Source organism: Lutibacter sp., from assembly GCF_013139515.1.
GTDB lineage: Bacteria > Bacteroidota > Bacteroidia > Flavobacteriales > Flavobacteriaceae > Lutibacter.
Genome location: NZ_WTAR01000115.1, coordinates 1 through 13,563 on the forward strand (window position 1 = coordinate 1; position 13,563 = coordinate 13,563).

Below are 13,563 nucleotides of genomic sequence, written 5' to 3' on the forward strand. Positions count from 1 at the left end.
GTGCATCTGCAGCTACTATCCAATAGAATGGTTTTCCTTTTTTACCGTGTCTTTGTAATCTAATTTTTACTGGCATTTGTTTTAAATTTTAAGGTACGAAACCTTGGTTATTAATTAAGTGCGCAAATATAGTGAGTTATTTTCAATAAATATACTATATTTTGGCTTATTTCAAAACAATTAACACATCTTTAAAAACAATGATATTAACAACCTTAAAAACTGATTATCAATTAGTTCAATAAAAATTAACGTTATTTTAAAACAAAAAATAATTTGTTAATAAAAAAGCGAAAGTTAAGAATTATAAAATCTTTTAAATTCATACTTTTAAAACCTCATACTTTCACAAAATATTTTAGTACATGTTTTTAATATTTGACACAGAAACCACTGGTTTACCAAAAAAATGGAACGCACCAATTACTGATACAGATAATTGGCCAAGATGTGTTCAAATAGCATGGCAATTACACGATATATATGGCGAATTAATTGAGCACCAAGATTATCTAATTCAACCTGAAAGATATAATATTCCTTATGACGCTGAACAAATACACGGAATTTCTACACAATTAGCAGTTGAAAAAGGAAAAAAACTAGATGAGGTTTTAGTTCTTTTTAATGAAGCACTTTCAAAATCTAAATTTGTAGTTGGACAAAATGTAAAGTTTGACCTTAACATTATGGGCTGTGAATTTCACAGAAAAGAGATCAACTCTACCTTAAACAAGCTACCTGTTTTAGATACCTGTACTGAAAAAACTGCTAGTTTATGTCAAATTACAGGTGGAAGATATGGGAAATTTAAATTACCAACTTTAACTGAATTACATCAACATTTATTCAATACTCCTTTTGGCGAAGCACATAATGCAACTGCTGATGTAGAAGCTACAACTCGTTGTTTTTTAGAATTAATAAGACGTAGAAATTATACTATTGAACAACTTGATGTTCCTAATGAATATTTCCAAAATTTTGACGCAAAAAACCCTACTACTATAAATGTTATTGGCTTAAAACATTTAAACCTTAAAAAGGAAAGTCAAAAATTAAAAACAAAAGAAAAGACAAAAATAGAAGTACCTACAATTTCTGACGATGTGATTGAAGAACTTCAAAATATAAATTTTTCACATTTACATTGCCATTCACAATTTTCAGTATTACAATCTACTTCAAGTGTTAGTAACCTTATCAATTCAGCTATAAAAAATAATATGCCAGCTGTAGCTTTAACCGATTCTGGCAATATGATGGGAGCTTACTATTTTAATCAAGAAGCTGTTGCTTATAATGATGAAATTGATAAAAAACATGATGAAATTGAAAAACCAGAAATTGAAAAAATTAAATTACAAAAAATTGAAGAAGGAGTTATTGATAAAGAAAACTCACAAAAACTAGATTTAACTCAATTTTTAACAAATAGGCAAACTAGAATCTATTTTAAGCCAATTGTTGGTTGCGAATTTAATGTTTGTGAAGACCATACTGATAGGTCACATAAAGATAATGGTTACCAAATAGTTTTCTTGGCAAAAAACAAAAATGGATATCATAATTTAGCAAAAATGTCGTCTCTTTCACATACTGATGGTTTCTATTATGTTCCCAGAATTGACAAAGCTATCATTGAAAAATACAAAGAAGATTTAATAGTACTTTCAGGAAATTTATATGGTGAAATACCAAGTAAAATATTAAATATTGGTGAAAAACAAGCCGAAGAAGCTTTACTTTGGTGGAAGGAGCAATTTAATGACGATTTTTATCTGGAAGTGATGCGTCATAACCAAGAAAACGAAAATCACGTAAACGATGTTATAATTCAATTTTCAAAAAAACACCAAGTTAAATTAATTGCTACCAATAATACTTTTTACACCACTGAAGATGAAGCTGAAGCACATGATATTTTATTATGTGTAAAAGATGGTGAAAAAGTAGCAACTCCAAAAGGAAAAGGTAGAGGGTTAAGATACGGTTTACCAAATAACGAATACTATTTTAAAAGTCAAGAACAAATGAAAAGTTTGTTTTTAGATGTACCCGAAGCCATTTCAAATACTCAAAAAATTGTTGATAAAATAGAAATTTACACTTTAAAAAGAGATGTTTTACTTCCAAAATTTGATATACCTCAACAATTTATAAATCCTGAAGATGAAATTGATGGTGGTGTACGTGGTGAAAATGCTTATTTAAAACATTTAACTTTTGAAGGCGCTAAAAAAAGGTATGGAGATATATTAGATGAAGATACCAAAGAACGTTTAAATTTTGAATTATCAATTATTAAAATGACTGGTTACCCTGGTTATTTTTTAATTGTTTGGGATTTTATTTTAGAAGCTCGTAAGATGGGTGTTTCAGTTGGGCCAGGACGTGGTTCTGCAGCCGGATCAGCAGTTGCGTATTGCCTGTGGATTACAAATATTGACCCAATTAAATACGATTTGCTTTTTGAGCGTTTCTTAAATCCAGATCGTGTATCATTACCCGATATTGATATTGATTTTGATGATGAAGGTCGCCAAAAAGTTATTGAATTTGTAATTAATAAATATGGAGCAAGCCAAGTAGCACAAATTATCACTTATGGTACTATGGCAGCAAAATCATCTATTAGAGATACTGCAAGAGCTTTGGATTTACCTTTACATGAAGCTGATAAAATAGCCAAGTTAATTCCTGGGTTAAAACTTCAAAATATATTTGGCGAAGATGCTAAAAGCATCAACAAAGTAAAAGGCTTAAGAGCTGAAGAAATGGTATGCGTAGAAGAACTTAGAAGAATTTCTGAAGGTGATGATTTAGAAGCACTAACCATAAAACAAGCACGCGCTTTAGAAGGCTCAGTTAGAAATACTGGAATACATGCTTGTGGTGTAATTATTACACCAGAAAACATCACAAATCTAATTCCAGTTGCAACGGCGAAAGATAGTGATATGTACGTGACGCAGTTTGACAACAATGTTGTGGAAAGCGCAGGCTTACTAAAAATGGATTTTTTAGGATTAAAAACCTTAACCCTTATAAAAGATGCCGTAAAAATTGTAAAAGCAATTCATGGAATTGAATTAATTCCCGATGATTTCCCATTAGATGATCTAAAAACATACGAACTTTTTCAACGTGGGGAAACAATTGGTGTTTTTCAATATGAATCACCCGGAATGCAAAAGCATATGAAATCGTTAAAACCAACAGAGTTTGCCGATTTAATTGCCATGAATGCATTGTATCGCCCAGGACCAATGGAATATATCCCGTTGTTTATTATGCGTAAACATGGAGAAGAAGCTATTGAGTATGACTTGCCAGAAATGGAAGAATATTTAAAAGAAACCTACGGTGTAACGGTGTATCAAGAGCAGGTAATGTTACTTTCTCAAAAACTTGCTGGCTTTACCAAAGGTGAAGCAGATAAACTACGTAAAGCAATGGGAAAAAAAATATTTTCTATGCTTGTTGAATTAAAACCAAAATTTATTAAAGGTGGAAAAGCAAACAACCACCCAGAAGAAGTTTTAGAGAAAATATGGAAAGATTGGGAAGCATTTGCAGCCTATGCTTTTAACAAATCTCACTCAACTTGTTATGCTTATATTGCTTACCAAACAGCATATTTAAAAGCACATTACCCTGCTGAATTTATGGCTGCAGTATTATCAAATAACATGAATGACATTAAGCAAGTTACGTTCTTTATGGAAGAATGTAAACGTGCAGGGATTTCCGTTTTGGGTCCTGATATTAATGAATCGTTTCTGAAATTTGCTGTAAATAATGAAGGAGCTATTCGCTTTGGAATGGGCGCTATAAAAGGCGTTGGTGGCTCAGCAGTTGATGCGATAATTAATGAACGAAAAGAAAATGGAAATTTCTCTTCTATTTTTGACATGACAAAACGTGTAGATTTACGTGCAGCAAACAAAAGAGCTTTTGATGGACTAGTTATGGCTGGTGGGCTAGATTCTTTTAAAAATGTTCATAGAGCTCAATACTATCAATTAGATGAAAAAGGTGTTACTTTTATTGAACGAGCAATCCGTTATGGAAATAAGTTTCAGGAAAATAAAAACTCGGCACAAATATCTATGTTTGGAGAAGCTTCTGAAATTCAATTTCCTGAACCTGAGATTCCATTTGCTGAAAAATGGGGAATGATGGAAGAGTTATCTAAAGAAAAAGAATTGGTTGGAATTTACATTTCTGGTCATCCTCTAGACGATTTTAAAAATGAAATTAAATATTTTTGTAATACTACTATCACTACTTTTAAAGAAGATTTAAGTAAACATACAGGTTCAAATTTTACTTTTGCAGGAATTTTATCTGATGTGCAACATAGAACATCTCAAAATGGAAACAAATGGGCTTCATTTTTTATTGTAGATTATAATGATAGTCATGAATTTAGAATTTTTAAAGACACTTATTTAAAATTTAAACCTTATTTAGTAGAACATGAGTTTCGTCAATTTAAAGTAAACATAAGCCCTGGGTGGAGAAATGCAGATGGGAAAACTGGTGAACCTAGAATTAATTTTACTGATATTCAAATTTTACAAGATGTACTTGAAAAACAGTCCAAAAAAATTACAATTCAATTAGAAATTAACTCATTAAATGAAGCTAAAATTCAAAATTTAAAGACTTTTTTAAAAGAAAACGAAGGTGATATTCCTATAGATATTATGGTTTATGATTTGGATGAGAAAATGAAATTAAATCTTCATAGCAGGTCATTTAAAGTAAAAGTAGATAATGAATTTTTAAAGCAGTTAAAAACATCTGAAATTAAGTTTAAGCTTAATTAAGACATTTTATGAAGTAAATTCTCTAAACAAACTTTCTAAATTCTTGTTTTTAGTAGTTAAATTCAGGATTTTAAGTCCGTTATCATGAGCAAAATCAAAAACAACTGCTCTCATATCTTTTGAAGTATTAAACGTTAAAACCCAAGAAGTATCGTGTATATTATTGGCCTTTTTTAAATTTGAAATTGAATTTATAAACTCTTTTTCAATTTTAAAATCAAATTCAACTTCTAATACTTGATCTTGATTTTTTTTAAGTTCTTTTAAATTTTTATCAGCAACAATTTTACCTTTATTAATTAAAATTACACGATCGCAAACAGCTTCAACTTCTTGCATAATATGCGTTGAAAATAACACTGTTTTATCTTTCCCAACTTCTTTTATTAAACTTCTTATTTCTAATAATTGATTTGGATCTAATCCCGTAGTTGGTTCATCTAAAATTAACACTTCAGGATTATGTAATAAAGCTGCCGCTAAACCAACACGCTGCCTATACCCTTTTGATAGCTGACTTATTTTTTTGTGAGCTTCGGGTGTTAAACCTACTTTATCAATAATTTTTAGCACTTCTTCATTCGGAATTTTATGAATCTTAGCATTAAATTGCAAATACTCTCTCACATACATTTCTAAATACAACGGATTGTGTTCTGGCAAATAACCAATGCTTTTTTGAGTTTCAATTTTGTGAGTAGCAACATTAAAATCATTCACTAAAGCTTCACCTTCTGTTGCATTAATATAACCCGTAAGAATTTTCATTAAAGTCGATTTTCCTGCTCCGTTAGGACCTAAAAATCCAACTATTTCACCTTTATTAATCGTGAAATTAATAGCATTTAACGCTTTTTGCGTACCATATAATTTAGTGATGTTTTTTACTTCAATAGACATTTAACAAAAATACATTTTAATTGCAATTTAACTCCTATTTAATAACGTTGTATCCTAAATATATTTTACAGACCTTTGTCAAAAAATTATAAATGGGCTGTTTTAGAGTTATATTATGCATTATTTTTCCACCTTTAGCTGTTATTGATAAAGGTTGCGGATCTATTATAATAGTATTTATTTTAACTTGTTTAGGTTGGATTCCGGGTGTAATTGCTGCATTAATTATAAATAACAACCCTAATAACTAATGCAAAAAGTTAAATTATTAGACTTAGGTTTAAAGGATTATAAAGAAACTTGGAACTATCAAGAAGAGCTTTTTAAAGGTGTAGTTGACATAAAAATTAACAACCGAAAAAATAATGTAACCACCCAAACACCAAATTATTTATTATTTGTTGAACATCCTCACGTATACACTTTAGGTAAAAGTGGAGATCTATGCAACTTATTACTTGATGAAACCCAACTAAAAGCTAAAGGAGCTACTTTTTACAAAATAAATAGAGGTGGTGATATTACGTATCATGGACCTGGACAATTGGTTGGTTACCCAATTTTAGATTTAGATAATTTTTTTACTGACATTCATAAATACTTGCGTTTTTTAGAAGAAGTGATTATTAAAACTTTGGAAGAATACGGTATAAAATCTGAACGTAGCGAAGGTGAAACAGGTGTTTGGTTAGATGTTGGAACACCATTTGCTCGTAAAATTTGTGCTTTAGGTGTTAGAGCTAGCCGCTGGGTAACTATGCACGGATTTGCATTAAATGTAAATACCAACTTGGGTTATTTTGACAATATTATTCCCTGCGGAATTAAAGGGAAAGCGGTTACTTCACTAGAAGTTGAATTGAATAGAAAAGTACCTTTAGAAGAAGTAAAAGAAAAAATTATGAGAAATTTCGAAACGCTTTTTGAAGTAGAGTTTGTTGATGAAAACATTGGTTAATATCTTTTAAACTTAGAATGACAAAGCAACATCTGCAAACTGATAACTGATAACTGATAACTGATAACTGATAACTGATAACTGATAACTGAAATTTAATCCTCCTCGTTATAATACACTTTGTAGAATTTCATTTTTTTCTCTTCATCATATCCTTTTTCTAAATATTCACTTGCTGCATCTGGCGCATCAATATCTAGTTTAATTTGAATATTAGTGTCTAATTTAATTTCAGTTTTAATTTTTTGCTTTTGCTTTTTCAACACAATATCAGATACTGCAAACTGATTTCTTACTAGCACATCATTTACATCTTCAAATTGTTTTTTATAATCATCAAACAACGGCTTAAAATCTTCATTTTCACTAAAAACATCTTCTTTAAAATCGTTGATGTTAATTGCATCATTTTCTTTGAAAAAATCAACTGTTTTGGCTAAAAATTTACTTTTTTCATGAATCCCAAAATCTTCTTTTATAATTTCTTCTGAAAAATCTTTACACATTTCAATGTAATTTTGTGTGTGCTGGTTGTTATCATCAGCATATTTTACATTTAAAAAATGATTCAACCAATATTGCGCATCATAATTATTGGTGTCAACACTTAAAACTACTTTCCCTTCCCCATCGCTCGAATTAATTATTAAACATCCTTTATCTAATTTTCTAGTACTAATTCCTTTTTGAACTAACACATCTAAACTATCTTTTTCCATAAAAGTTTGAAAAAAATCAATCTTGTTTTCAATTTTAAAAACTCCAATAGCCTGTGTAACAACTTCTTTATATTCAACATCTTCAAACAAGGCTATAATTACATCGCCAATTTTTATTTGCGCTGAATTTGATTGTTCAAACAAGTGATTTACAATATGTTTTGATATTTCAACAAAAGTAGTTTCATCATTAAAAATTTGAGAAGCATAACTATTAATTTCATTCAACTCAATATTTGCATGATGATTAAAACGAAAACTTTCACTCACATTTCCAAAAGGTTTTAACAAAAAAGGCTTCATTAATTCGTAACTTTCTTCATCAAAAGTTACTGCACTTTCTGAAAAAATATTAGTAGCACTATTAAACTTGTTCCCTACTTTGTGAATTATAAATTTTGAAATGGTTGCTCTGTTTCTTTTAATCATTTGTTACATTTTTGAAGTAAGCAAATGTATTATTTTTACAATGATTTTTTTAGAAATTATAGCTCTAATTTTAATTGTTCTGGTAATAATTTAAATGATTTTCTGTGATAACTAGTAATACCAAACTCTCTAATTGCTTCTCTATGTTGTTTTGTTGGATATCCTTTATTTTTTCTCCAAAAATATTGTGGAAATTCTTCATCTAACTTTTTCATAAAATCGTCTCTATACGTTTTTGCTAACACCGAAGCCGCTGCAATACTCATAAATTTAGCATCACCTTTAACAATTGTTGTATGCGGAATATTTTTATATGAATTAAATTTATTTCCATCAACAATAATATGCTCTGGAATAATAGTTAATTTATCAATAGCTTTATGCATTGCTAAAATTGAAGATTGCAAAATATTTATTTCATCAATTTTAGTTTCAGAAACATACGATACTCCAAATGCCAATGCTTTTTTTTCAATAAACGGGCGTAATAGTTCTCGCTGTTTTTCAGTTAATTGTTTTGAATCATTTAATAATGGATGCTGAAAATCAACAGGTAAAATAACTGCTGCAGCAACTACCGGACCAGATAAACAACCTCTCCCAGCTTCATCTGTACCAACTTCAATACTGTTTTTTAAAAAAAATCTTTTAAGACTCATATTTTAATAATGACACACAAAAATAAGTTAAAAATTATTTAATTGAATCGTTAAAATATAGTGAGTTAAATTTCGTTCAAATATTTTACCTTTGCTGCTTAATGTTTTATATGAAAAAAGTTTTATTAGTATTAATTTTTGGGTTTTCTCTTACATTTGTAAATGCTCAAATAATGAGACCTGATAAATCGGGTAGAATTGACAATATTTCAAGAAACGATAGTACTTCATTTAACAAGGAAGTACAAATTAAACTAGATGGTTTAACAAAATATACAGATTATAAGGTTATCTCTATTCAAAACGACACTACGGTTGTTGATACTACTTTAACTTTAAAAAAAGATTTTATATTTAACCACCTTAGAAAAGATAATTTTGAACTACTACCTTTTCATAACCAAGGCCAAACTTATAATAAGTTAGGTTATACGTTTGAAAACAGTTCATTACTTCCTACAATTGGAGCAAATGCTAAACATTTTAATTATTTTAAAGTTGAAGATATTTCATATTATGAAGTACCTACCCCAACTTCAGAAATCATGTATAAAACAGGCTTAGAACAAGGACAGGTTTTAGATGCTTTTTTAACCATGAATACATCTAGACAGTTTAATTTTTCTATTGCATACAAAGGTCTTCGGTCTTTAGGAAAATACAGAAATTCATTAGCTAGTCACGGAAACTTTAGAAGCACTTTTAATTATCATTCCAAAAACAAAAACTATTATGCTCGTGGTCATTTTTCTTCTTTTGATTTAACAAATGATGAAAACGGAGGATTAACTGATGCTTCAATTGTGTCTTTTGAAAACAACGACCCCAATTTTATTGATAGAGCAAGATTAGACGTGAATTTTACCGATGTAGAAAATGTATTAGAAGGTAAACGGTATTATTTTGAGCAATTATTCACCCTATTTTCTAAAAAAAATAACATTGAAAAACACAATTTAATAGTTTCAGGTAAGCTTAAAAATTACAATGCTGTACTGAAACAAATTAGTATTTTAAAAAACGATTCAATTTCTACAAAAAAGCAAGTTAATAATACTGCTAAAAGTGAATCACTTATAAATACTGATTCAATCACAAAAAATATCACATTTAAAACTGACTCTCTAACTTATAAAAAAACAACAGCTAGGTTAGATTCTATTGCAACGCAAAATAAGATTAAAATTGACTCTTTATCAATAGTTGCTTTTGAGATAAAAATTGATTCATCGCAATTAATTGCAGTTCAAGAAACTGATACAAATTTAAAGCTTGGGCATACTTTTATGTATGAAACAAAACATTATCGCTTTACACAATCTACTGCAAATACAATTTTTGGTAATGCTTTTCAATCAAATATATCTGACCACACTTCGTATCAAAAATTAGACAATCAATTTTATTTGCAGTTACATTCTCCATATACAGGTACTCTAAAAGCTAAAATTAATTACTACAATTATAATTACCATTATAACAGTATTTTATTTTATGATTCTGAAACAATTTCAGATAAAATAAAGGGAAACGCTATTGCAGTTGGTGCTGATTGGAAAACCCAATTTGGCTCTATTTATTTAAATGCCGATGCTTCATCAATTATTACAGGTGATATCACAGGAAGTACTGTTAAAGCTGCAGCAATGATTAAAAAAGATAGTCTTTTTAGCTTTAAAGGTTTTGCTGAATTCACTTCAAAAACACCCGATTTTAATAAAATATTGTACCAAAGTGGATATAAAGATTACAATTGGCAGACTAACTTTATTAATGAAAAAATTTCTATTATTGGTGCTGAATTTAAATCAGAAAAATGGGGTAATTTTAAAGCTAGCTATCACTTAATTGATGATTATACTTATTTTAATGAAAGCTCAAAACCTGTTCAGGCATCTGAAACTTTAAACTATCTTAAAGTAAAAGCAAGCAAGGCTATTCGTTATAAAAAATTCACTTTAGATAATACAATAATGTACCAAAATGTTTCTAAAGGTGAAGCATTTTTTAGAGTTCCTGAATTGGTTACAAGAAACACATTGTACTACTCTAGTTATGTGTTTAAAGGAAAACCTATGTATTTACAAACAGGCGTAACGTTTAAATATTTTACTTCACATAAAGCAAATGCATACAATCCGTTACTAAGTGAATTTGTACTGCAAAATAGTACAGAAATAGGAGATTTTCCTGTTTTTGATTTTTTCGCAAATGCTCAAATACGAAGAACCAGGATCTTTTTAAAGGTTGAAAATTTAAACGCAAGTTTTACTGGAAGAAACTATTATTCTGCTCCAAATTATCCGTATAGAGATTTAACTGTACGTTTTGGGTTAGTTTGGAATTGGTTTATTTAAACTACTTATTTTTTTACTAATTGCTTAATTTTAATTTGGAAGGCCGCAAAAATTAAGGTCATAATTGGACTTAACCAGTTAAAAACTGCAAATATGGCATATTCGGCTACGCCAACACCCAAAACACTTGATTGATAAGCTCCACATGTATTCCAAGGAATTAATACTGAAGTAACTGTCCCAGAATCTTCCAAAGTTCTACTCAAATTTTCTGGTGCTAATTCTTTATCTTCAAAAGCGTTTTTAAACATTTTTCCAGGAATTACAATTGCTAAATATTGATCTGAAGCTATTGCATTTAAGCCAATACAACTCATAGCTGTACTAAAAAATAACCCAAAAATTGAAGTTGCCATTTTTAATAATTCTTTCGTTATTTTTGCTAAAGCACCAATACCATCCATAACACCTCCAAACACCATTGCACAACAAATAAGAAAAATTGTCCAAAGCATTCCTTTCATTCCGCCAGCACTAAATAATTCATTTAGTTTTTCATTATCCGTTACAATTTCAGTATCCACAAAAATTGCATTGATAATAGCATTTATATTAGAGCTGGACAAATTACTTAACACATCATTTTGAAAAATAAACGCAAAAATTGCTGCTAAAATAACACCAACTCCTAATGCTATTAATGGCTTTGTTTTTAATAAAATTAAAGCAATAACAACCAGTGGAACAATAAACAAATAAGGTGTAATATGAAATGTGTTTTTAATAGTATTTAACAAACCACTAACATCTGCAGTTCCGGTTGTTGAAATATTTAAACTTATAATACTAAAAACAATTAATGTAATTATAATAGTTGGCACGGTTGTAAATGCCATATATTTAATGTGTGTGAATAAATCTGTTCCTGCCATTGCAGGTGCTAAATTTGTAGTGTCACTTAAAGGCGACATTTTATCTCCAAAATAAGCTCCTGAAATTACCGCTCCTGCAATCATTCCTGAAGGTATTCCTAATGCACTTCCTATGCCAACCAACGCAATACCAACAGTTGCTGAAGTTGTCCAAGAGCTTCCTGTAGCAATAGAAATAATAGCTGCTATAACTACAGATGCTGGTAAAAATATTGTTGGGTTTAATACTTGAAGTCCATAATAAACCATTGCCGGAATTACACCACTTACCAACCATGTTCCTGCTAATGCGCCTACAAGAAATAAAATTAATATGGGCACCATAACACTTTTCAAGTTTTCAACAACTTCATTTAACATTATTCTTAAAGATACTTTATTTAAAAAACCAACAATGGCTGCTATAACTCCACCCGTTAACAAAATATATTGATTTGAATATGCGCCCAACAATTCTCCATCAGCAAAAAATATATTATAGGCTAACATTCCCATTAAAAGTACTACTGGAATTAGAGCTTCAAATATATTTAAATCTTTATTCTGAATTATTTTTTGATTTTCTATCTCTATTTCTGATAAATTTTTGTTGTCTTGCATTCTAATATCTTTAGGAATGTAATGATACGCAAATTTGAAAGTATTTACAAATGTAAAACCCCTCACAAATTTTGTGAGGGGTTTTACATTATTTATTTAAATCAACGTATTACATCAGAGATTCTTTTTTCTCAAAAACACCAACTTCCGTCATACATTTATGCATAGCTCTATACGTACGTTCAATATCATCATCTAAACCAATAGAAAAACGAATGATTCCATCAGAAAGCCCCATCTTAGCTTGCTCTTCTTCAGGAATTTCAGAAGAGGTACTAGTACCTGGTGCGCTAAATAGTGTTTTATAAAACCCTAAACTCACAGCTAAATAACCCAAGTTGTTTGTTTGCATTAATTCCATTAATTCATTTGCCTTTGCTAAAGACCCAACATCAACTGTCATAATTCCACCAAAACCATAGGCTGAATTATACATTGTTTTAAAAAGTTCATGGTCCTTATGACTTTTCAAACCTGGATACACAACTTTTAACCCATCATTTTCAAAATGTTCTGCTAAATATATTGCGTTCTCACTGTGCTTTTTCATTCTTATATGCAGTGTTCTTAGGTTTTTTAAGATACTTGCAGCTCGTAAACTATCCATCACGGGACCTAACAGCATTGCAGCTCCATCATGTACGCTTCGTAAACTATTAATAAATTCTTGAGAACCACAAACTACACCTCCAACGGTATCATTTGTACCATTTATAAATTTGGTTAAACTATGTATAGTTACATCAGCCCCTAATTTTTGAGGGGAAATTAACAACGGGGAAAATGTATTATCTACCACCAAAAGCACATTGTGTTTTTTAGCTATTTTCGCCAATTCAGCAATATTTGCAATTTCTAATAATGGATTGCTAATTGATTCGCAATAAATCATTTTAGTTGTAGGTTGTATAGCTGCTTCAATTTTTTCTAATGAAGTAATATCTACAAACGATGTTGAAATATTAAATTTTGGAGCAAAGTTTTTTAAGAATGCATATGAGCCTCCATAAATTGTTCTACTTGAAACAATGTGATCACCTGCACCACAAACTTGCATAAATACAGATGTAATTGCACCCATTCCAGAACCTGCAACATTTGCAGTTTCTGTAAATTCCATAGCTGCCAATGCTTCACCTAAATATAAATTACTTGGACTTGTATGTCTTGAATATAAATAACAACCTTCTGCATGACCTTCAAAAGTATCAAGCATTGTTTTTGCATGTAAAAA

Annotated in this window: 9 protein-coding genes and 1 pseudogene; 4 read left to right on the forward strand and 6 right to left on the reverse strand. The window is 29.7% G+C overall.

Translation table 11 applies throughout. The features are described 5' to 3' along the window. Window positions 1–76: pseudogene (gene rpsP / locus GQ540_RS10340) on the reverse strand (30S ribosomal protein S16); the annotation flags it as partial. Window positions 77–365: 289 nt separating this feature from the next. On the opposite strand from rpsP, the gene dnaE reads away from it, so the two are divergent. Next, complete coding sequence (gene dnaE, locus GQ540_RS10345; RefSeq protein WP_291800731.1) at window positions 366–4,835, forward strand: DNA polymerase III subunit alpha; 4,470 nt, start codon at window positions 366–368, stop codon at window positions 4,833–4,835. Between the two features lie 6 nt (window positions 4,836–4,841). Here dnaE and gldA read toward each other — a convergent pair whose 3' ends face one another. Then, a complete protein-coding gene (gene gldA, locus GQ540_RS10350; protein WP_291800733.1) occupies window positions 4,842–5,735 on the reverse strand; it encodes a gliding motility-associated ABC transporter ATP-binding subunit GldA in 894 nt (297 codons plus the stop codon). A gap of 92 nt (window positions 5,736–5,827) precedes the next feature. Here gldA and GQ540_RS10355 point away from each other — a divergent pair, with 92 nt between their 5' ends. Both GQ540_RS10355 and lipB read left to right on the forward strand, forming a co-directional pair. Further along, a complete protein-coding gene (locus GQ540_RS10355) occupies window positions 5,828–5,986 on the forward strand; it encodes a YqaE/Pmp3 family membrane protein (protein ID WP_291800735.1) in 159 nt (52 codons plus the stop codon). Then, a complete protein-coding gene (gene lipB, locus GQ540_RS10360) occupies window positions 5,986–6,693 on the forward strand; it encodes a lipoyl(octanoyl) transferase LipB (protein ID WP_291800737.1) in 708 nt (235 codons plus the stop codon). Before GQ540_RS10355 ends, lipB begins: the two co-directional genes overlap by 1 nt. Window positions 6,694–6,788: 95 nt before the next feature. Here lipB and GQ540_RS10365 read toward each other — a convergent pair whose 3' ends face one another. Both GQ540_RS10365 and GQ540_RS10370 read right to left on the reverse strand, forming a co-directional pair. Next, window positions 6,789–7,841 carry a nucleoid-associated protein gene (locus GQ540_RS10365; RefSeq protein ID WP_291800739.1) on the reverse strand — a complete coding sequence of 351 codons (1,053 nt, stop codon included), beginning with the start codon at window positions 7,839–7,841 and terminating at the stop codon, window positions 6,789–6,791. 56 nt (window positions 7,842–7,897) lie between these two features. Next, entirely contained in the window at window positions 7,898–8,500 is a 603-nt protein-coding gene (locus GQ540_RS10370; RefSeq protein WP_291800741.1) for a ribonuclease HII, read from the reverse strand. A 110-nt stretch (window positions 8,501–8,610) separates the two neighbouring features. On the opposite strand from GQ540_RS10370, the gene GQ540_RS10375 reads away from it, so the two are divergent. Further along, window positions 8,611–10,857, forward strand: a complete 2,247-nt coding sequence (locus tag GQ540_RS10375) for a putative porin (RefSeq protein WP_291800743.1) — start codon at window positions 8,611–8,613, stop codon at window positions 10,855–10,857. A 5-nt stretch (window positions 10,858–10,862) separates the two neighbouring features. On the opposite strand, the gene nhaC is transcribed toward GQ540_RS10375, so the two are convergent. Together nhaC and GQ540_RS10385 are read right to left on the reverse strand one after the other, a co-directional pair. Further along, window positions 10,863–12,329, reverse strand: coding sequence for a Na+/H+ antiporter NhaC (gene nhaC / locus GQ540_RS10380; RefSeq protein ID WP_291800745.1), 1,467 nt, complete (start codon window positions 12,327–12,329; stop codon window positions 10,863–10,865). Between the two features lie 109 nt (window positions 12,330–12,438). Next, on the reverse strand, window positions 12,439–13,563 hold a 1,125-nt coding region (locus GQ540_RS10385; RefSeq protein ID WP_291800747.1), incomplete at its 5' end, for an aminotransferase class I/II-fold pyridoxal phosphate-dependent enzyme.